Below are 20,698 nucleotides of genomic sequence, written 5' to 3' on the forward strand. Positions count from 1 at the left end.
ATCATGCACGCCCTGCCCGCACAACCCGGTATCCGCGTCAGCCTCGCCGAGCTGATCGAGATGCGCCACCGCGTGCGCGAGGTGCAACTGTTTTCCACGCCTGCCCGGCGCAGCCCGCTGATCGGCCTGCACCACTCCAAGCTGCGCGGACGGGGTGTGGACTTCGATCAGGTGCGCGTCTACCAGCCCGGCGACGATGTCCGCACCATCGACTGGCGTGTCACCGCACGCACCCAGGAACCCCACACCAAGCTGTTCCATGAAGAACGCGAGCGGCCGATCTTCATCATGGTCGAACAGAGCCGCCGGCTGTTCTTCGGCTCCACCCAGCACTTCAAATCGGTACTCGCCGCCCAGGCCGCCAGCCTGTTCGGCTGGGCCGCCCTCAGCCACAACGACCGCATCGGCGGACTGGTGTTCGGCGACAACGACCACCACGAGATCAAGCCCCGGCGCAGCAAGCAAAGCCTGCTGCAACTGCTCAACCGCCTGAGTCGGGCCAACCAGGCGTTGCACAGCGAGGCGCCCGGTGAGCGCGATGCGTTCGGCATGGCCCTGCGGCGCGCCCGTGAAGTACTGCGACCAGGCAGCCTGGCCATCATCATTTGCGATGAGCGCGCCCTGAACGACAGCGCCGAACAGCAACTCACCCTGCTCGCCCGGCACACCGACCTGCTCCTTTTGCCAGTCTCCGATCCCCTCGACCGTGCGCTACCAGCCGCCGGCCTGCTGCGCTTCGCCGAGCGTGGTGCGCAACTGGAACTCGACACCCACAACCCCGACCTGCGCGCGGCCTACCAGGCCCTCGGCGAGCAACGCGTCGCCCGCTGGCAACGTCTGGCGCAAAAACTCGGCGTTCCCGTGCTGCCACTGTCCACCGCGGGTGAACTGGTGGAGCAACTGCGCGACCACCTCAACGCTCACCAGCGTCCGGGGAAAAAACCGTGAACCCGCTCGATCAATTGCACCCGACCATCGCCCCCGCGGCCGTGAGCTGGTGGCCGCTGGCGCCTGGCTGGTGGCTGCTCGCAGCACTGCTGCCGCTGTTGCTCTGGGGGCTGTGGCGCCTGCGTCATTACCTGCCCAGACGCAAAAAGTCGCAAGCCAGCGAACAGGTGCTCGACCCACTGCGCAGCGCCGCTCTGACCGAGCTGGCCGCCCTGAGCAGGCCCTACGATGGCCAGCATGCCGGCCTCTGGCTGCAGCAGCTCAACGCGTTGCTCAAGCGTCTGTGCCGCGTCCATTACCCGCAGGACAACAGTCACACGCTCAGCGGCCGGGCCTGGCTGGCATTTCTCGACAACCGCTGCCCCGCCGCCGGCCTGACCCGCTGGATGGTGCTGGTCGAAGGCGGCTACCGCGGCACCTGCACCCTGGACGACAAGGCCATCGACGGCCTGAACCAGGCCATCGACACCTGGATTCGCAAGCATGTTTGAATTCGCCTGGCCCTGGGTCTTCCTGCTCGCGCCGCTGCCCTGGCTGCTACGTCTGCTATTGCCGGCCGCGGACAGCGGTGAAGCGGCCCTCAAGGTCAGCTTCCTCAGCGAGCTGGAAGGCCTGAGCGGCCGCCGCGCCCGTGCCAACCTGCCCGCCTGGCGCCAGCAGGCCCGCTTCGCTGCCCTCTGGCTGCTGTTGCTGCTGGCCACGGCACGCCCGGAATGGGTCGGCGAGCCCCTGCCACTGCCGGCCAGCGGACGTGATCTGCTGCTCGCCGTGGATGTCTCCGGCTCCATGGCCTACAGCGACATGCGCTGGGACGGCAACGAAATCTCGCGCCTGGAGCTGGTGAAGAAACTCTTCGGCGACTTCATCGAAGACCGCCAGGGCGACCGTGTCGGTCTGATCCTGTTCGGCAGCCGCGCCTACCTGCAGTCACCGCTGACCTTCGACCGCCATACCGTACGCATCTGGCTGGACGAGGCACTGGTCAACATCGCCGGCCCACAGACGGCCATCGGCGATGCCATCGGCCTGGCGGTCAAGCGTCTGCGCGAACGCCCGGCCGATAGCCGCGTGCTGGTGCTGGTCACCGACGGCGCCAGCAACAGTGGCGAGATCGAACCACGCACCGCTGCCCGCCTGGCAGCCGAAGAACAGGTGAAGATCTACACCATCGGCATCGGTGCCGACCCCGAGCGCACCGGCATCATGGGCATGCTGGGCATGAACCCGGGGGTCGACCTCGACGAGCCCACGCTGATCGACATTGCCGAGCAAACCGGCGGCGCCTATTTTCGCGCCCGCAACACCGAAGAGCTCAAACAGATCGAGGCCACCCTCGACCGCCTCGAGCCCGCCCTGCAGCAACCGACCCGTGCCCGGCCGGCCCTGGCACTGTACAGCTGGCCGCTTGGAGCGGCGCTGTTGCTCAGCCTGCTGCTGGTCATCCAGCTGATCTGGCCACATGCCCTGCAAACCCTGAGCAGCCGCTTCGCGAGGCGCACCTGATGGATCATCTCGCCTTGCTCTGGCCACATTGGCTGCGTCCATTCTGGCTGCTTCTGCTGCCGCTGCTCGGTTGGCTGTTCTGGCGCCTATGGCACCGCGAACGGCGCAGCGGCAGTTGGCAATTGCTGCTGCCGCCGGTCTTTCAAGCCGCCCTGCTCAGTGGTGGTCGTGCGCGGCAGAATCGCCTGCCCTGGATCGCCCTGGGCCTGGCTTGGATACTCGCCATGCTGGCCCTGCTCGGACCGAGCTGGCAGCGCGTCGAACAGGCCAGTCAGAAGCGCGCCGATCCGCTGGTGGTGATCCTCGAGCTGACGCCCGCCATGCTCGCCAGTGATGCCGCGCCTACTCGCCTGGCACAGGCCAGGCGCAAACTGCTCGACCTCATGCAGGCGCGTGCCGATGCCCAGACCGGCATCGTCGTGTTTGCCGGCAGTGCACACACGCTGATGCCACTTTCCGACGACCTGGCCGCAGCCAGCAACCTGCTTGATGCGATGACCCCGTCGATCATGCCGACACCGGGTCACCGGGCAGACCTGGCCGTGAAGCGCGCCCTCGAACTGCTCGAACAGGGCGCCCAGGGACGTGGTCGTCTGCTGCTGATTGCCAGCGAGTTGAGTGCCGAGGAGCGTAGCGCGATTCGCCAGAGTCTCGGCAGCAAAAGCTCGCGCCTGAGCATTCTTGGCATCGGCACCAGCCAGGGCGCGCCCATCCAGGGTGAAGACGGCAGCTTCCTCAAGGATGCCCAGGGCGCCATTCTGCTGCCACGCCTGGACAGCGCCGGCTTGAGCCGGTTTGCCAATGAACTGGGCAGCCGCTACAGCCAGGCGAGCACCGATGACCGCGACCTGAATCGCCTCGGTCTGCTCGATGGCCCGCAAAGCCTGCGTACCGATGGCGAAGCCGTACGCCTGGCAGCCTGGGCCGACCAGGGCCATTGGTTGCTCCTGCCTCTTCTGTTGCTTGCTGCCTGCGCCGGGCGCCGGGGCTGGCTGTTCTCCCTGCCACTGCTGTTCATGCTCGTTCCCCAGGCCAGCTATGCCTTCGACTTCGAAGACCTCTGGCTACGCCCGGACCAGCAAGGCCAGCGCCTGCTCGATGCACAACAGCCCAAGGAGGCCGCGCAGCGCTTCGCCGACCCACAATGGCAAGGCGAGGCGCTGTACCGCGCCGGCGACTATCCAGCGGCGGCAGAGCGTTTCGCCCAGAGTGACAGCGCCATCGCCCACTACAACCGCGGCAACGCGCTGGCCAAGAGCAACGAACTGGAAGCAGCGATCGACGCCTATGACCAAGCGCTGGAACAACAGCCCGACCTCAAGGTGGCGCAGGAAAACAAGACACTGGTCGAACAGCTCCTGCAGCAGCAGAAACAGCAACAACAGCAGAACCAGCAGCCGCAGGATCAACAGCAGTCCGAACAGAGCCAGGGGCAGAACAACGATCCGCAGTCTGGCAGCCCCGGACAGCAACAGCCGCTGTCTCCTGATAAACAACAGCCTGACAAGCAGACTTCGCCGCAGGACAAGCCTGGCAACGACGCCAAACCTGACAACGGGCAAGCCGAAAAACCCGAGCACAATGGCGACGCCGACAACAACGGCAAGCCAGCGGACGACACACCGCAGTCGGCGCAAAGTGGTCAGGAGCACAACGGTGACAGCGCCCAGGCGGGTGCACGCGAAGCCCTCAGTGACGAACGCCGCGATGCCCTGGAGCAATGGTTGCGGCAGATCCCCGATGACCCGGGTGAGTTGCTGCGGCGCAAATTCCTTTATGAACAGCAACAGCGCCAGGAACAGTCTCGATGAGCCGCCTGCTTTGTGCCCTCCTTCTCAGCCTTATGACCCTGCAGGCGGTTGCTGCCAGCTTTACCGCGACGGTCGACCGTACGCGCCTGAGCGACGGCGAGAGCATCGACCTGATTCTCCAGTCCGATGATGTCACCGTCTTCGGCAAACCCGACCTGACGCCCCTGCAGCCGCTGTTCGACGTGCTCAGCACCCGCCAGGAAAACCGCCTGGCCACCTTTGACGGCAAGACCCAGGCCACCACGCGCTGGATTGTCACCCTGCAGCCCAAGCAGACCGGCTTCGTCGTGGTGCCGCCGCTGACACTTGGCGACGCGAGCAGCGAGCCCATCACCCTGCAGGTATTGCCCGCCGACACCTCGGCCAACAACGGCAAGCTGGCACCGATTTTCCTGGATGCCAGCCTCGACCAGGACAGCGTCTACGTTCAGGCTCAGGCCATCCTCACACTGCGTATCTACCACTCGGTTTCCTTGTACGACGACAGCAGCCTGACGCCATTGCAGATGCCTGACGCGCGCATCGAGCAGCTCGGCGAACCACGGACCTACGAGAAGCAGATCAACGGCGTGCGCCACGGCGTGATCGAACTGCGCTATGCGATCTACCCGCAGAAAAGCGGCGAGCTGACCATTCCCTCGCAACTGTTCAGCGCCACACCGGCACAGCGCTCCAACAACGACGTCTACAACCCGTTCGGGCCACGTCCGGGCCGTAGCGTGCAGGTCAAATCCCCCGAGGTCCCACTAACGGTCAAGGCCAAACCCGCCGACTATCCGGCCGACGCGCCCTGGTTGCCGGCACGCTCGCTCAGCCTGGCCGAATCGTGGAGCCCCGAGCCCGACCAGGCTCGGGTAGGCGACTCCCTGACGCGCAGCATACTGATGCGGGCCGAAGGTCTTTCCAGTGCCCAGTTGCCGCCCTTGCCAACCAGCCAGGCCATTGGTCTGCGGCGCTACCCGGACCAGCCCAAACTGGCCAACGAAAGCAGTGAGCGCGGCCTGATCGGCAGCCGCGAAGAACGCGAGGCCCTGGTGCCAAGCCGCAGCGGAACCATCGACCTGCCGGAGCTGAAGGTGGTGTGGTGGAACACCCGTGAAGACCGCCTGGAACACACCAGCCTGCCAGCACGCACCCTGCAGGTGGCGAACAACCCGGCTCTGGACGTGGAAACACCCGTTGCCCCTGCAGTGCCGGTGGCAAGTGGCGACAGTGCCCTGCTATGGCCCTGGCAACTGGCCTGCGCCCTGCTCGGCATCACCACGCTGCTCGGCTTCGGCCTGTGGTGGCGGGCCCGCCGGCAACCGGCCATTTTGCCGACAGTACAGACCGGCCCCAGCCCCCGCACCCTGCTCGATGACCTCAAGCGCGCCTGCCAGGCCAACGACACCCAGGCCACCCGCCAGGCCCTCGATGCGTGGGCTCGTCAGCAACCGGAAACCCTGGCGGAGATGGCGGCCCGCTTTGCCCCGCTGTCCGAGACACTGGATGGACTCAATGGCGCGCTCTACAGCGAGAGCGGCCAGAACTGGCAGGGCGAGGAGCTGTGGAAGGCGATTCGCACGTTGCCGCCGCTGGAAACCCCACTCAACCAGCAGGAACCCAGCCCCTTGCCTCCGCTCTACCCACGCTGAGCACATTGCATATGGATGACATGAACCAACGTGCCCGCCTGACATTGCAGGAAGAGCTCAGCGCGTTCTATCGCCGCTGCGGCTTCGCCGAAACCGCGGACCGCAAACCGCTGACAGTCCCGGTGTATACCGGCTGCCTGCTGGTCCCGCTGCCGAACATCGAAACCCGCCACCGCTACCTCAAGTACCATGACCTGCACCACCTGGTGACGGGCTATAGCACCGGGCGTATAGGCGAGGGGGAAGTCAGTGCCTGGGAGCTGGGCACTGGCTCGATGTTCAACTCGCCACTGCTCGGCACCATGAACCTGATTGCCCTGTCTACCGGCCTGGTCCTGGAGCCCAAACGCATGTGGCGGGCTTTCCAGCGGGGCTGGCGCAGCCGCAACCTGTATCCGCTCGCCATGCGCCAACAGATCGAGGCTGGCCGTTGGGCGGACCTGGCGGCACTGCAAGACTCCCTGCTGGAGAGCCGACGCAATCCCCTGCCCATGCCCATTCGCCTGGTGGAGTTCGGTGCCTACAGCGCCTGCGCCATGCTGATTCACGCCCTGATCGCCATTCCTGCGGTCTGCACCCGTGTAATCACCGACCTGACCCTGGGCTACAACGTCTTCCAGGCAATCAAGCCGACCAAACGTACCGACCTTTTCTGAGCACCTGACATGAGCAACCTGAGCACGGTAGAAATCAAGGCATTCGTCCCGGCCAAGGACTTCCAGATCTCCAAGGATTTCTATCAGGCCCTGGGTTTTCACCTGGCCTGGAACGACGACGAACTGGCCTATCTGCATCACGGCAGCAGCAGCTTTCTGCTGCAGAACTTCTACGTTCGCGAGCTGGCTGAAAATCTGATGATGCACCTGCTGGTAGAGGACGTAGACGCCTGGTGGCAACAGGCCCAGGCGGCTGATCTGGAGGCGCGTTTCGGTGTGCGCGTGCTGCCGCCCGAAAACCGTCCATGGGGCATGCGTGACTTTGTGGTGTTCGACCCGTCTGGGGTGCTCTGGCGCATTGGCCAGAACCTGCCGGACACTGATACGGCTGCGCCGTGAATCCATTCGTTCAGGGCTGAGGCCCTATGGGGAAGAACTCGCCCGCGCTCCACACCCCCAACCAGGTCGCCCCATCGATCTCGCGCGGGACGGCCAGGTCCACCAGTTGGTAGAACACATTCCGGTGGATCAATGCTTCCAGATTGCTGCGCACGTGCACATAAGGCGCAGGCTCTTCGGTCTGCGGGTCCAGCTCGATACGCAGCGGATGCTCGGCGCCGGCTTCGACCTGATCGTCGACCTGAGTGGTAAAGCGCAGGACCTGCTGCTCACCTTCGCCCTCGACCTCCAGCGTCACGGCGACAAAGGGCGCGTCATCGACGGTGATACCGACCTTCTCCACCGGAGTAACCAGAAAGTAATCGTCGCCATCGCGGCGGATGATGGTGGAGAACAGTTTGACCATCGGTTTGCGACCGATGGGCGTGCCCAGGTAATACCAGGTCCCGTCACGCGCAATACGCATGTCGATATCGCCACAGAAATCCGGGTTCCACAGGTGCACTGGCGGCAAACCTTGCTGCTCACCCTTGGGAATCTGCGCCAACAGATCGCCCGCCTTGCCCGCATCAGTCATCACATGCTCCTTACTGTCTTGTCACTGTATGACGTCATCGGGGTAGCTCTGTTCCTGCCAACTGCATCTGCTCAGCGGTCGCTGATGCCCAGCAGGCTGCGCGCATAGCGCACGAACGAGGGCCGCAGCAGCTCCTCCGGCTTGGTGTCATAGAACGTCAGAAAACCGCCGCGATTACGAATTCGCGCGCTGTCGACCAGGTAGCGCGTGTTGGTTTCGATCAGCATCAGTTGGATCACCCCGCTGTCGACACCCAGCCGGTCCACAGCCTCCTCGGCATCCCATTCCTCCTCGGTACCAATGCGATCATCGGCAGCCGCAAAACGGGTGTACAGCAGGTAATGCGCGCCAACCGCTCGCGCCTCACTCATGGCCTCTTCCAGCCCTTCCGGCCGTGCGGCGCGGCGGACCAGCGGGAAGTATTCGACGAATGCACTGAACGCCTCTTCGGCTACCACGTTGGGGCGTGGGTAGGCCTTGCCTGGCGGCACGAAATGGCTCTGCGCAATGAACACGAACGAGTCGGGCTGCAGGCGCCATGGGCTGGTGCGCCGGGTATCACCGTGATCGAGCACCCCGGCATCACGCAGGTGATACTCGGTGCCAGCCACCATATCGCTGACCTTCATGCAGCCGCTCAGGCCGAGCAGGACCACCAGCAGAATCAAGCTACGCATTGCATCTCCTCCCTGGCCGGCGACGAAAAACCGGCGGATAGGCGATCATTGCAGCTTCCGCGCCAGCTTGAAGCAATCACAACCCACGCTGCCATTCCTGGCGCAGACGCGCCTGCTGGGGTTGCTCGATGGCCTGACGCACCTGGGCCAGCAAGCGTGGCTTGTCCGCCCCGAGGTTGCCCTTGAGCACCAGGTAATTGGAGGCATGGTCGCTACGAAATACCGTGTCGGTCAGTTCCAACCCCTGTAGCAATCGCTCCACCTCAAGGAACAGCTCGTGCTGCCCCAATGGCTGGAAATCGGCAAAGCCTTCGCGAAAGCGCTGCTCACCCACAGGGAAACTGACCACCAGTGTGGAGAGAAACTCGGGCTGGGCCGCATTCATCAGGCGCGCCGAGTTATCGGCATGCTGGGCACTCAATGCCGTACCGCCCAGCCCGTTGAGAATCATCACCGAACGAGCGATTCCAGCCTCGCCGAGCTTTTCCAGCGCACTCAGGCTTGACGCATAGGTCTCGCCCTTGTTCACCCGCGCCAGCACCTCGTCATCACCCGATTCACAGCCGACGTAGGCCATGGTCAGACCGGCATCGGCCAACTCCTTGAGTTCCTCCACCGACTTCTTGCGCAGGTTGCGCGGCAGACAGTAGCTGGAAACCCGCTGCACGTCAGGCATGTGCTGACGAATCGCGGTCAGAATATTCAACAGACGCCGAGTGGGAAGCACCAGGGCATCACCATCGGCAAGAAATACCCGCTGCACGATCAGCCGTTCGCCGGCACGACGGATTTCTTCCAGCACCTCGGCCTCGTCCCGGGCACGAAATTTCTTCTGCGGCTGCGTGTACATCTAACCAGTAGTTGGCCCAAAAATGTCCCAAATCACCGAGTGAGTGAGTGAATGCAATTGATAAATGTGACTTTTTTCTTGGGCATTTTTTAGGCATCGATAAATCACCCACTCCCAAAAATACCGCCATCAACGTTTGAACTGGCACGGGTAGCTTGATACCCCGCCACTTACTCACTTTTGAGCCAATACCGCTGCACTGTCCTGAGTGTCACGCCCAGCTTCCGAGCGACCTCCTCCTTGCTCAGACCTTCACCCTGCATCCGCTCAACTGAGTCACGAGTGAGATCTGCCTTCTGACCCCGTATACCCCGTCTAGCGTCATCCTGAGTAACCGGATCAAAGCGGCCAGCACTCAGTAGCGCTTTAATCCGTTTATTGCTCACCACAAGCTGTTCTTCAATGCTCCGGTCTGAGCAATACGCTTCTACAGCTAAAAAAACATCGCTTGGTGCAACGCCCAGCACCCCGCATAGGCCAACGAGAGTCTCGATTTTGATGACCGCTTGGCCGTTTTCGACCTGACTCAATTTCGCAATGGTGAGAGCCTCATTGCATTCAGCTCGCGTCAAGCCAGCCTGCAACCTGATGTCTCGCAGCACCCGACCCAAAGCTCTTTCATAACGCATTTTTCTTTGAGCCCAAAAAAACGAGCATCACAACAGCTTTGACGCGACTTATCGTTACCGCTTACGATAACAAGGTGTCGCATAATCCTATCAGCAAAGCCTGTCAATACATACCAATTGAAATGTCATGGTATGGCGCAACTGGTTGAGATTCATGCCCAAGCCGACCCTATGAGATAGAGCTAGCAGAGCGGCGATCAGCGCACTGTCGCCCGTTCTGTGGGATAGCGAAAAGTTGAATTGAGGCGTGAATCGCATGAGCGAGAGAGCACAGACTGAAACCGTCTTGTTTACATCATCATCTCCACAGACCTGGTGCCTAACGAGGCGCGGAGATCAGCCATGGATGTGCCTGACTATTGCCTGCAATGACGACCAGTCAGTAGTTGGATCAATAGATACTAACGACTTTGATAAAATTAAAGAGTCTCTATCTTCGCCAGAAAAAAATATTTTCATCAAAACAATACACATTGTCGTACCCACTAGTAGCGGCATCTCCTCTGCTGAAGTGTTGGAATTAATCGAAGCCAAGTTAGATGGCAGCGTGGCTTTTCATTACCTACAGACAAAGTTTGGAGTTACGAAATTAAACGGCCCAATCGAGCTCTCTCCTAGCCAGGAGGAACAGTGCACATTCACCTCACTCTATAAATCAGAGTTAGAAAAATCAGACATCAAGGACTTACACCATGAAGGAATTGAATGAAACCCTAGATTTGCTATGTAGCGATGGCATACCTATACCAGGGGCTCAGGTCAGTCAGGATGAAGCTGTAAGGATCGTCCGAGAGCGTTACCCATATGCTGAATACTGCATCGTTAAAGATTGGCGATGGATAGACTTAGATGTCACACCTGCACAATTCGAAGAGCTAACCAGAACAAATCGAGAGCCCGCAGTTATCTACGCAGATACCGTGATCTACGATAGTAGTCGTCGATGGGATGTCGGCGACTTCGTGCGCACAAGTTTCCTCCATAAATTCGAAGACGGCTTCATATTTAAAACGCTAAATTCGATTTACATACTCATTGGTAATGGCGTGCAAAAAAGAGCGACCCTAGAAGCTATTGGGCGTATTTTTTGATGCCAATCACCGAATTATCGCGACTAACTAAGATACGCCTGATAAAAGCGCAGAGCACCCAATTTTCATGGCCTGCAACCGGATACCTAATAGACACATACATCTGCACCAGATCTGGCATAGGTTGCGTTTTTAGCCACCAAGGCTCACGAAAGCGCTTCAGGGAGGGAGCGACAATTCGAACATCAGATGTAATACATCTTTACTGTGAAGGGGGCTTCTGGGTACTACACACCACAAGCGGCAGCTTCTACGTTATCGTGACGTTTGAGCGCACATATGGCTGGTATTCGCTGATGCAGTTCAAGTCTTCAGGGCAAGCCAAACTTCGCTTACCCCTACGCCTACTGCACTAACCCATCTTCCTGACCAACCTTCGGCTTATGAACAAGGATCACGCACCGGCTTCGAATTCTTCCAGAAGGTACAAAGCCACTGCGCCGGCCAGGTTTACGCACAATCCAGCTTCATATTTTGTCGGAGGGATGGCGTCCGATGCTGCTCCATGTGCATCACCATGCTTGTTTCTCATATCACCTATGCCCCAGATGATCGAACTCAAACCCTCAATAGTTTTTTCAATGGGCTTTCCTTTTACCTCTAACCCAAGAGCATCAATGGCCTTGCTGAAAAGCGCTTTATTACTATCAGTCGGCTTCCCGCCCCGCTGCTCAATGATCCACTTCAGCGTCGACTCAAGCAGGGCTCTTGCAGCAGTAATAGCGCCGCTTGGGTCTGTAATTCGTCGATGGAGAGCTTTGTCCCACTTCTCTCGAATGCTATGGCTTGGAATTCTCTCGAACAGGTCAGCTAGAGACTCATCTAACGGCGTGGGCTGACCTGAGAACTGCTGTAGAAGCTGCTCGCCGCTGTAGGTAAGGCCTCCGTTCACCAAGACAACAGCATAATCTCCATTAACAGATGAGAAGTCTGTTTGAGCAATGATCTTATCTATGTAACCTTGTTTATGCGCATGAACTAACGCTTTTGCAAGACTCTGGAATTTCTTCTTGCCGTCTGATGTTGAATCCTCAGGCTCGAAGGTTATTGTTCCAGAGTTAATTTTTCGAAGCACCTCATGCAACCACACGTCCATAGTAACCGCCCCTAAAACCCACTCTTCCACCAATCATATGTCAACAACCTTCGAAGAAATAACTGGCGCTAAGAAGTGTTAGACGCAGTCAAGCTATTCCCAAACAAGCCTTAATGGCAGCAAAGCAAGAAATTAGATACGCGCCACCTGACACTATGAGTGCCGCCAGAGCCAGCCATGCAGTCAACGGAACCTTATCCCTGACTAGAGAGAAGTTTTTCTGCTCATTGACCCAATCAATCTGGTATTGCCAAAAGAACTTGTAATGCGCATACCAGTCGCTGAAAAGAATTTGCTTACTAATAGATGCATTATAGTAGCGCACCTCTAAGCCAGAAAGCTCACCCTGGTATGCAGTAAAGTCCGCATCAGCCGGAAGTGACTGCACCTTCCGATAGAGGTCTCTCAGACCGTTATATATCCGGGTGAGTTCTACGGCAGACTTTTCATATTCGGACTTCTTGGAGTCATATACAGAGATATAGATGCCAATAATCCCAATCACAGCCATGGTTGCAGATATGTTTTTCGCCGAAAGCGAGTCGTATACCAAGGCAAAAATGCCCACGGCTGTGCCTAAGAAACCAATGAAACCTGGGACTTTCTCCACAATGTCATAGGTGGCCCAGTGCTTTCGACCACCAAAGCCCACGTTGTAGCCTGTCTCAGCAATGTTCTTGAGTAGTGCGGCCTGGCTCATGTGTTCTCACTAATCGGTACTGGAATTGGGCTGCGGGCTACAACCACCCCATCCTTGATGATATAGCACTCGACCATGTGCTCACCTTTGAAGTTCGTGGCCTCCTGGATGGACTCATGCCCTGAATCGCTCACAATGTTGCCGCGAATACAGTCGCGCCTTTCAGCCTCATCTCCGGTATTCAGCACTTTCCACTTCATACTGTAGGGTCTAGGTACACCGTTATGGGTAACCCTGAATTTGAGGGTTTTGCGTGCACGTAACGGTAGGCCAAGCTGAATCAGCTCACTGAGCAGACGCTCCCTGAAGCCGTCCTGCTCAACATCGCAATCGACCGACAGAGGGAAGCGAATATCAACAGGATACAGATCCTCGATGAACTGCTCTGTATTCCTGAAGCTGTAGGCAGAACCCAAAGACTCCATGGTGCTGCGCATGGTTGTACGGGTTGAAGGAAAGCTGCGCCCAAAAATCTTCTTCCAGCGGTCGCCCTCATACTCCTCTCCCTGCGCCTCGATGGCTTTAACGCAGAGTTCATAGGCACGCTTAGCAGGCTTTTGGAATTTCTGTTTGACCTTCACATGCTGACGGCTACCTAGGGCTGCGTACCGGTCTTGCTGGGGAAGGTTCTTGGCGTACTCGAAGAAATCCCTAACCATGCAGCCATATGAGCTGAAGCTTGCATTGGCATAAGCATCAGTCGACGTGAGGAAATTATGCGCCAGGGTATCGATCAGCAGACCGCCGATACCAATGCCATGCTTGTTCTTCCATGCACGAAGCATTTTGCACAGTCTCCGCAGGTTCCCATTTTGGTCATCATCAACCGTCTTGGTAGCCTCGATTTCATCCTTGGGCTTGGTGATTTTCCAAGCGCCACCCTTATAGGTGTCGGGGTATACGAAGCTGCCGTCGCCCTGCCTGAAGACCGGCTGAACCTCGACGTTGAAATTCTGAAACGTGACACATACCACCAGGCGATCCACGGTGATCTTGGTGGTGGGATAGCGCTTTAGAATTGCATCGCGGGTGGCTGACAACAGCGCTGACTGCCCCCCATCCTTGTTGTAGGTCTCCCACGCGCTGTCGGGCATGATGTAGAGCATGTCTAGATCTGAAACGCCTTCGATAGCTGTCCAACGCCCATAAGAGCCAACCTGAAGGTTGTTGTTGCCGCTGACCGAAAACTGACCCAGTAGAGGCTGTTCTGCCGACTGAAAACTGACCCAGGTGTTCAACTGCTTCTGCTCAATTTTTGAGCAGGAGAACACAGGGTGATCAGTATGGAAATGATGGGCAAAATTCGCCGGATGTATTTCCGCGACAAGCTGTCGCTGCATGAGATAGCCAAGCGCACCGGGTTGGCGCGCAACACGATTCGCAAGTGGGTCAGAGCACCTGAGGCCAAGCCGCCGGTCTACCAACGCCGCGCGATCTTCAACAAACTCAGCCCTTTTCACGCCACGCTGGAGCAGGCGCTAAAAGCCGATTCGCTGCGGCCCAAGCAACAGCGGCGCAGTGCCAAGGCGCTGTTGGCGCAAATCAAAGCCGAATGTTATGACGGTGGCTACAGCCAGCTCACCGCGTTTATCCGTGCCTGGCGAGGGGGACAGGGCAAGGCGTCGCAGGCCTTTGTGCCGCTGACCTTTGCTCTTGGCGAGGCGTTTCAGTTTGACTGGAGCGAGGAAGGCTTGCTGGTCGGCGGCATTTACCGGCGTATGCAGGTGGCACATCTGAAGCTGTGTGCCAGCCGTGCGTTCTGGCTTGTGGCGTATCCGAGCCAGGGCCATGAGATGTTATTTGACGCCCATACACGCTCGTTCGGCTCCTTGGGCGGCGTGCCGCGCCGGGGCATCTACGACAACATGAAGACCGCCGTCGACAAGGTCAATAAGGGCAAAGGCCGGGCGGTGAATGCGCGCTTTGCGGTGATGTGCGCGCATTACCTGTTCGATCCGGACTTCTGCAACGTCGCCGCTGGTTGGGAAAAGGGCATCGTTGAAAAGAACGTGCAAGACAGCCGCAGGCGTATCTGGCTAGACGCCCAGGACTGCCAGTTTCACTCCTTCGAGGAACTCAATGCCTGGCTGGGCCAGCGCTGCCGCGCGCTTTGGAACGAGCTGACGCACCCTCAATACAGCGGGCTGAGTGTGGCCGAAGTGCTGGAGTTGGAGCGCGCTGAACTGATGCCTGTGCCAGCGCCATTCGACGGTTACGTCGAGCGGCCTGCGCGGGTCTCCAGCACCTGCCTGGTCAGCGTCGGGCGCAACCGCTACTCGGTGCCGTGTGAGTATGCGGGTAAGTGGGTCAGCAGCCGTTTGTATCCGACGCGAATCGAGGTGGTGGCTGACGACGCGCTGATCGCCAGCCATGTCCGCTTGCTGGATCGCGACCAGGTCAGCTATGACTGGCAGCACTACCTCCCGCTGATCGAACGCAAGCCCGGTGCGCTGCGCAACGGCGCGCCCTTTGCTGATCTGCCGGCGCCGCTGCGTCAGCTTAAGCACGGTCTGGGGCGTCATGCCGGCGGTGACCGGATCATGGCGCAAGTTCTGGCTGCCGTACCGGTCGCCGGGCTCGATGCGGTGCTGGTGGCTGTTGAGCTGGTACTGGAAAGCGGCAGCCTGAGCGCCGAACACATCCTCAATGTCGTGGCGCGCCTGGCCGCGACCGAACCACCACCCAGCGTCGAAACCCACTTGTCGCTCAAGGAAGCCCCCGTCGCTAACACGGCGCGCTACGACCGCCTGCGTGGCCAGACCGAGGAGATCGGTCATGCGTGATTTGATGGCGGAACTCAAGGAGCTGCGCCTGCACGGCATGGCCACGGCCTGGGCGGAGTTGACTGCGCAGGGTGAGTCGAACACAGCCTCGTCCAAGTGGCTGCTCGAACACCTGCTGGAACAAGAGCACACAGATCGCGCCATGCGCTCGGTGAGCCACCAGATGAACATGGCCAAGCTGCCGATGCACCGCGATCTGGCCAGCTTCGATTTCAACGCCTCTAGCGCCGACGCACGCCTGATCAGCGAGCTGGCCAGCCTGGCCTTTACCGACACCGCGCAGAACGTGGTGCTGATCGGTGGGCCAGGCACCGGTAAAACCCACCTAGCCACCGCGCTGGCCGTGTCCGGCATCACCCGGCACGGTAAGCGCGTGCGCTTCTACTCCACGGTCGATCTGGTCAATCTGCTGGAGCGCGAAAAACACGACGGCAAAGCCGGGCGGATCGCCCAGGCACTGCTGCGCATGGATCTGGTCATCCTCGACGAACTGGGTTATCTGCCGTTCAGCCAGGCTGGCGGTGCGTTGCTGTTTCACCTGCTGTCCAAGCTGTACGAACACACCAGCGTGGTGATCACCACCAACCTGAGCTTCGCCGAATGGTCGAGCGTGTTCGGCGACGCCAAGATGACCACCGCCCTGCTGGATCGGCTGACCCACCACTGCCACATCGTCGAAACCGGTAACGAGTCCTATCGCCTGCAACACAGTAGCTTGGCGGCCCAGGCCAAGATCAAATCACGGGAGCGAAAGCGTAAGGGCGGCCAAGAACCGGAGGACGATGAGCCGTTCTGATTTCATGGCGACGACGGCCTGCTACATGGCTGCGTGTGGCAGGTCTTAAACAACTGAACTGGGCTAGCGAAGGAGTGGGGGCAACAGCAGCTGCGCTGGTAGACTTATCCACAGTTGCTGGTAACAAAATCAGCAATCCGCCCTGGGTCAAATTTCAATCGGCAGGGTGGGTCAATTTTCCATCAGCGCCAACAGGTTGTTGCTTGTTGAATCCAAATCCCGGAAATACTTATTCAGTGACCGGGTTATCTCTGCATATCGGTCTTCAATGGTGGCGTCGTTAGTGATGCGCAGATTGCCCAAGAACTCTCTGAAATTCGTTGAAGTCGACATCGTGATCCCTTACGCGTGATATTCCCAAGCAGCCTGCTTTACAGCTTTGCGCATGGTAGCCGAAGGCCATTGCGGGTATCTATCGCTGCGGCAAACACCGCTAAGGCGTCCAGGCCAACCCAGCACTAGATGCAGCTTTGGCATAGCACAGCGCTCGGTAGATACGGAAGGTCAAACAGGTATAGGGAATGGCTAATTGTGCGCAGCTTCAGAAATACACTTTTAGCCGCTGAGTGACGCTGGAGGTGTGCTGCTTCCGGCCAAAAGCGGACGGAATGGAGGGCGCGCCGAATTGGCTCTTGACGCACCTCTTCAGGGTGAGAGCTGGCAGTAGTTTGACAACTGATCAGTTTCTTTCTCGGGTAAAGCGATAGAACAGGTTTGGCTCGCTGACCACGTACAAATACCCTTCATTGTCGATGGTTACGCCTTCGGCCTGGGGTATGCCTTTTAACAAACCAGCAAAACCTCTCGCCAGGGAGCGGAAACTCACCACCTTGCCCTCGTCGGTCATTTCAATCAGCAGTTTCGACTCGTCGCTGAGCAATATCAGATGGCCGCTCTGTTGATCGAAGACGACTGAAGACAGGTCAGTCGCAAACACCTTGTCTTTTACCAGGCTGGACAGGTCACGCACGTGCAAGGAAAAGCCTCCGGCCAGGCTGGCACGAAGGCCGCTCACTTCCAGCAATTGGCGAGGATCTCGCTCCTTGGTCACAAACAGGCGGTCGCCTTTCAGGTCGTAGGCGAGCCCTTCAAGGCCTTTGTTGTCTTCCTTGCCAAGCGCCAGGGTGAGAGCTGGATACTGGTCTCGGCTCAATGGTCGATCAGGAGAAAGTTTACCGTCTTCGGCGATGGGGACATCCACGATAACCAGGCTCTGCCGGCGCTCCTCGGCGATTACCAGCTGGCCATTGCCGGCATAGGACACAGCTTCCACATCGTGGAAGCCATCCAGGCTGTAACGCCTTTCCACATCACCGTCACGACTAAGGGCCAATAGTTCGTTTGGGCCGTTGGTGACCGCCCACAGCAGGTTTAGGTCAGGGTCAAAGGTCAGACCCGAAAGATTGCTGTCCACACCGGAAACCGCCTTAGCATCCAGTTCAACCCGATAGCCAGGCAGCCACACAGAGCGCTCCTGCCAATCGTCGGTGTGCCAGCTGGTCTTGATCCAGAAGTACAAACGATCATCAAGGTGATGGGTGCGGACTTGGAATACGGTAAGCAATACAAGGCACAGCAGTGCCCACATCCAGGCGCTTGTTTTCCGTGTTCGGCCCAGCCAGTTTTTTGCCAACAAATACATAGAAATCTCGTTAATTGGGGCTGACGCCACGAATCGTGACGATTTCAACCCGACTCAGTGCGACTCGCACAGGTGATGCACAGCAGCGTGGCCGGATCAAATTCCAGGCGGCCCGAGGCGATCAACTCGCCGCATTGGTTACACCAGCCATACTCACCCTCGTGCCAACGCTTGAGGGCCAGTTGGAGGCGGACGCGTTCATGCTGCGCCCGACTGCGGATGGCATCGTTCATTGCTTGCTGCTGGAGTGCATCCATTCTCGACAAACGCCCTACCTTGCTTTGATCCAGCTCTACCGATTGCGAGCGAGACTCAGCGTCTTCCAGCAATCGATCCAGCTCGGCAGCCCGCTGTTCCAGCAGGGTCTTGAAATGGGCAAGATCGAGGGCGTCGTCCATGGCCATTAGCGCAGCAGTAACAGCGGACTGATGGTGGTGCGGAGCATGCTGGTCGTGGTGCTACCGACCAGGAACTGCCGGATACGGGAATGGCCATAGGCCCCCATCACCAGCAGATCAATGCCATGCTCTTTCTGATAGGCGTGCAGGGTAGGCTCTATCTCGCCGTTCCGGGTCTCGGCACGAACAGTGAATCCGGCATTGATCAGCACTTTCTGCGCCCAGTCCAGCTGCGCGGACGCTTCATCGCTCACGGGCCCAACCATGACCAGATGGATCGGCAGCCCCTTAAGCAGTGGGCTGGCTGCCAGCATCTCCACACCCTTGCGGGTAGTAGCGCCGCCATCGAATGCAAGCATCGCGCTCTTGGGCTTTTGGAAGCTGGCCGGGGTAACCAGGATTGGCCGGTGCATGATACGAATCACGCTCTCCAGCTGGCTTCCGACATGCTGACTCAGATTGCCACTAGACTCGCCCTGGCGACCGATGACCAGCAGGCGCGTTTCGCTTTGCAGCTCTTGCAAGCTTTCCAGCAGATCGCCATGACGCTGCTTGGACTCAGGCGCGGTCACACCATCCGCCATGGCCCGCTCTTTCGCGGCCACTAACATGATCCGCCCTTGTTCAAGGGCCAACTTGCCGCGCTGTTCATCCAGGGAAGCAAGCTCATCGAGCAGATGCTCGCGGCTGCCAAGCCCGATATTACCACTCAGATCCGCTGCAACCGGGTACTGGCGCTGATCCAACACATGCAGGAAGGTCAGCGGCGCTTCCAGGCTCAGACTGGCCCAGGCCGCGTAGTCGCACACAGCTGGAGCCGAGGTGGAACCGTCGATACAGGCAATTACGTGGGTCATCGTTGCTCTCCTTCTTAGTGGCCCATGAGTTGATCAATGGCGTCGGGTTTATCGTGAACACCGAAGCGATCCACAATAGTGGCGCTCGCTTCGTTGAGTCCCAGCACTTCAACTTCGGTGCCTTCGCGGCGGAACTTGATAACCACCTTGTCCAGGGCAGCTACGGCGGTGATATCCCAGAAGTGGGCGCGATTCAGGTCGATGGTTACCTTGTTCAGGGCTTCCTTGAAGTCAAAGGCCGCGACGAACTTGTCTGCCGAGCTGAAGAACACCTGGCCGGTGACGTTATAGCTACGATGCTCGCCGGCTTCGTCCAGCGAAGAACTGATCGCCATGTAATGGCCAACCTTGTTGGCGAAGAACATCGCGGCCAGCAGCACGCCGGCCAACACGCCGAAGGCAAGGTTGTGGGTGGCCACCACGACCACAACGGTGACGACCATGACAATGTTGGTCGACAGCGGGTGCTTCTTCAGGTTGCGCAGCGAATCCCAACTGAAAGTGCCGATGGACACCATGATCATCACTGCCACCAGCGCAGCCATCGGGATCTGCTTTAGCCAATCGCCAAGGAATACCACCATCAGCAGCAGGAATACGCCTGCGGCAAGGGACGACAAGCGAGAACGACCGCCAGATTTCACGTTGATGATCGACTGACCAATCATCGCGCAGCCGGCCATACCGCCGATCAGACCCGAAGCAATGTTGGCCACGCCCTGGCCCTTGCACTCGCGGTTCTTGTCACTGGGGGTGTCGGTCAGGTCGTCGACAATGGTCGCGGTCATCATCGACTCCAGCAAGCCGACCACGGCCAGCGCTGCCGAGTAAGGGAAGATGATGGCCAACGTTTCGAACGTCAGCGGCACGTCAGGCCAGAGAAAGATTGGCAGCGTATCCGGCAGTTGACCCATATCACCGACAGTGCGGATATCCAGCCCAACCGACATGGCAACGGCGGTCAGCACGATGATGCACACCAGCGGCGATGGGATGAGCTTGCCGATCTTGGGGACGTAGGGGAACAGATAGATGATGCCGAGGCCCGCGGCTGTCATGGCATAGACGTGCCAGGTGACATTAGTCAGCTCGGGTAGCTGAGCCATGAAGATCAGGATCGCCAGGGCATTGACGAAGCCGGTCACCACCGAGCGCGAGACGAAGCGCATCAGTGAGCCGAGCTTCAGGTAACCGGCGACGATCTGCAACACACCACACAACAGCGTGGCCGCCAGCAGGTATTCGAGACCATGATTCTTGACCAGTGTCACCATCAGCAGTGCCATGGCCCCGGTTGCTGCCGAGATCATTCCGGGGCGGCCACCGACAAAGGCGATCACCACAGCGATACAGAAGGATGCGTACAGGCCAACCTTGGGGTCGACGCCAGCAATGATCGAGAAGGCGATGGCTTCAGGGATTAGGGCCAGTGCGACCACAAGACCGGCGAGGATGTCGCCACGGATGTTGGATAACCAGGTTTGCTTTAACGAGTGGAGCATCAGAATTCCCAAGGCAATGGATCGCGCAGCACAGCATGGCGCAGGCCAAGTGCAGCTGGTCGATACGAGGTCAAATTGTCGGATGTAGGGGGCGCTGTGACGGGTGTTGAAACCGAAGGCACAGCAGAGCGTTACCGCTGGCAGAGCAA

23 protein-coding genes are annotated in these 20,698 nt (G+C 59.0%); 11 read left to right on the forward strand and 12 right to left on the reverse strand.

The window, feature by feature from the left end; genetic code table 11:
• Positions 1-3 precede the first annotated feature (3 nt).
• The 7 genes from ACWPW0_RS15030 to ACWPW0_RS15060 are packed head-to-tail and all read left to right on the forward strand — an operon-like array spanning position 4 to position 6,951.
• Positions 4-948: a DUF58 domain-containing protein gene (locus tag ACWPW0_RS15030; RefSeq protein ID WP_447592689.1), complete on the forward strand. Its 945-nt coding sequence runs from the start codon at positions 4-6 to the stop codon at positions 946-948.
• Entirely contained in the window at positions 945-1,439 is a 495-nt protein-coding gene (locus tag ACWPW0_RS15035; protein ID WP_454255726.1) for a DUF4381 domain-containing protein, read from the forward strand. Before ACWPW0_RS15030 ends, ACWPW0_RS15035 begins: the two co-directional genes overlap by 4 nt.
• Positions 1,432-2,451, forward strand: a complete 1,020-nt coding sequence (locus tag ACWPW0_RS15040) for a vWA domain-containing protein (RefSeq protein WP_447592693.1) — start codon at positions 1,432-1,434, stop codon at positions 2,449-2,451. The genes ACWPW0_RS15035 and ACWPW0_RS15040 overlap by 8 nt, the downstream gene beginning before the upstream one ends.
• A complete protein-coding gene (locus tag ACWPW0_RS15045; protein WP_454255727.1) occupies positions 2,451-4,262 on the forward strand; it encodes a VWA domain-containing protein in 1,812 nt (603 codons plus the stop codon). Before ACWPW0_RS15040 ends, ACWPW0_RS15045 begins: the two co-directional genes overlap by 1 nt.
• On the forward strand, positions 4,259-5,896 hold the full coding sequence (locus ACWPW0_RS15050; protein ID WP_454255728.1) for a BatD family protein: 1,638 nt from the start codon (positions 4,259-4,261) through the stop codon (positions 5,894-5,896). The genes ACWPW0_RS15045 and ACWPW0_RS15050 overlap by 4 nt, the downstream gene beginning before the upstream one ends.
• A gap of 20 nt (positions 5,897-5,916) precedes the next feature.
• Positions 5,917-6,552, forward strand: coding sequence for a hypothetical protein (locus ACWPW0_RS15055; RefSeq protein ID WP_454255729.1), 636 nt, complete (start codon positions 5,917-5,919; stop codon positions 6,550-6,552).
• 9 nt (positions 6,553-6,561) lie between these two features.
• Positions 6,562-6,951, forward strand: coding sequence for a VOC family protein (locus tag ACWPW0_RS15060; RefSeq protein ID WP_454255730.1), 390 nt, complete (start codon positions 6,562-6,564; stop codon positions 6,949-6,951).
• A gap of 10 nt (positions 6,952-6,961) precedes the next feature.
• Here ACWPW0_RS15060 and ACWPW0_RS15065 read toward each other — a convergent pair whose 3' ends face one another.
• The 4 genes from ACWPW0_RS15065 to ACWPW0_RS15080 form a co-directional block, all read right to left on the reverse strand.
• Positions 6,962-7,528, reverse strand: a complete 567-nt coding sequence (locus tag ACWPW0_RS15065; RefSeq protein ID WP_454255731.1) for a DUF1285 domain-containing protein — start codon at positions 7,526-7,528, stop codon at positions 6,962-6,964.
• A 71-nt stretch (positions 7,529-7,599) separates the two neighbouring features.
• Positions 7,600-8,205, reverse strand: a complete 606-nt coding sequence (locus ACWPW0_RS15070) for a DUF4823 domain-containing protein (protein WP_447592702.1) — start codon at positions 8,203-8,205, stop codon at positions 7,600-7,602.
• A gap of 76 nt (positions 8,206-8,281) precedes the next feature.
• Entirely contained in the window at positions 8,282-9,055 is a 774-nt protein-coding gene (locus ACWPW0_RS15075) for a radical SAM protein (RefSeq protein ID WP_454255732.1), read from the reverse strand.
• Between the two features lie 170 nt (positions 9,056-9,225).
• Entirely contained in the window at positions 9,226-9,684 is a 459-nt protein-coding gene (locus tag ACWPW0_RS15080; RefSeq protein ID WP_454255733.1) for a helix-turn-helix domain-containing protein, read from the reverse strand.
• Positions 9,685-9,940: 256 nt separating this feature from the next.
• On the opposite strand from ACWPW0_RS15080, the gene ACWPW0_RS15085 reads away from it, so the two are divergent.
• Together ACWPW0_RS15085 and ACWPW0_RS15090 are read left to right on the forward strand one after the other, a co-directional pair.
• The gene (locus ACWPW0_RS15085) at positions 9,941-10,393 is read left to right on the forward strand and encodes a hypothetical protein (RefSeq protein WP_454255734.1); all 453 of its coding nucleotides are present in this window, start codon (positions 9,941-9,943) and stop codon (positions 10,391-10,393) included.
• Positions 10,377-10,775: a DUF6957 family protein gene (locus tag ACWPW0_RS15090; RefSeq protein ID WP_454255735.1), complete on the forward strand. Its 399-nt coding sequence runs from the start codon at positions 10,377-10,379 to the stop codon at positions 10,773-10,775. The genes ACWPW0_RS15085 and ACWPW0_RS15090 overlap by 17 nt, the downstream gene beginning before the upstream one ends.
• Positions 10,776-11,169: 394 nt before the next feature.
• Here ACWPW0_RS15090 and ACWPW0_RS15095 read toward each other — a convergent pair whose 3' ends face one another.
• The 3 genes from ACWPW0_RS15095 to ACWPW0_RS15105 form a co-directional block, all read right to left on the reverse strand.
• Positions 11,170-11,871, reverse strand: a complete 702-nt coding sequence (locus tag ACWPW0_RS15095) for an abortive infection family protein (RefSeq protein ID WP_454255736.1) — start codon at positions 11,869-11,871, stop codon at positions 11,170-11,172.
• Positions 11,872-11,959: 88 nt separating this feature from the next.
• Positions 11,960-12,571, reverse strand: coding sequence for an SLATT domain-containing protein (locus tag ACWPW0_RS15100; RefSeq protein ID WP_454255737.1), 612 nt, complete (start codon positions 12,569-12,571; stop codon positions 11,960-11,962).
• Positions 12,568-13,809, reverse strand: coding sequence for a nucleotide-binding domain-containing protein (locus ACWPW0_RS15105; protein WP_454255738.1), 1,242 nt, complete (start codon positions 13,807-13,809; stop codon positions 12,568-12,570). Before ACWPW0_RS15105 ends, ACWPW0_RS15100 begins: the two co-directional genes overlap by 4 nt.
• 45 nt (positions 13,810-13,854) lie before the next feature.
• Here ACWPW0_RS15105 and istA point away from each other — a divergent pair, with 45 nt between their 5' ends.
• Positions 13,855-15,354, forward strand: coding sequence for an IS21-like element ISPst3 family transposase (istA, locus tag ACWPW0_RS15110; protein ID WP_454256738.1), 1,500 nt, complete (start codon positions 13,855-13,857; stop codon positions 15,352-15,354).
• A complete protein-coding gene (gene istB, locus ACWPW0_RS15115) occupies positions 15,347-16,150 on the forward strand; it encodes an IS21-like element ISPst3 family helper ATPase IstB (protein ID WP_011911830.1) in 804 nt (267 codons plus the stop codon). Before istA ends, istB begins: the two co-directional genes overlap by 8 nt.
• A 171-nt stretch (positions 16,151-16,321) precedes the next feature.
• On the opposite strand, the gene ACWPW0_RS15120 is transcribed toward istB, so the two are convergent.
• The 5 genes from ACWPW0_RS15120 to ACWPW0_RS15140 form a co-directional block, all read right to left on the reverse strand.
• A complete protein-coding gene (locus ACWPW0_RS15120; RefSeq protein WP_454255739.1) occupies positions 16,322-16,483 on the reverse strand; it encodes an SMODS domain-containing nucleotidyltransferase in 162 nt (53 codons plus the stop codon).
• 346 nt (positions 16,484-16,829) lie between these two features.
• Positions 16,830-17,792: an SdiA-regulated domain-containing protein gene (locus ACWPW0_RS15125; RefSeq protein WP_121369477.1), complete on the reverse strand. Its 963-nt coding sequence runs from the start codon at positions 17,790-17,792 to the stop codon at positions 16,830-16,832.
• Positions 17,793-17,836: 44 nt separating this feature from the next.
• On the reverse strand, positions 17,837-18,196 hold the full coding sequence (locus ACWPW0_RS15130) for a TraR/DksA family transcriptional regulator (protein WP_004574007.1): 360 nt from the start codon (positions 18,194-18,196) through the stop codon (positions 17,837-17,839).
• Positions 18,196-19,047 (reverse strand): universal stress protein, encoded by an 852-nt coding sequence (locus ACWPW0_RS15135; protein ID WP_034019481.1) that lies wholly within the window; start codon positions 19,045-19,047, stop codon positions 18,196-18,198. Before ACWPW0_RS15135 ends, ACWPW0_RS15130 begins: the two co-directional genes overlap by 1 nt.
• A 14-nt stretch (positions 19,048-19,061) precedes the next feature.
• Complete coding sequence (locus ACWPW0_RS15140; protein WP_034019483.1) at positions 19,062-20,549, reverse strand: SulP family inorganic anion transporter; 1,488 nt, start codon at positions 20,547-20,549, stop codon at positions 19,062-19,064.
• Positions 20,550-20,698: the final 149 nt, after the last annotated feature.

The organism is Pseudomonas sp. Marseille-Q8238, from assembly GCF_965111915.1.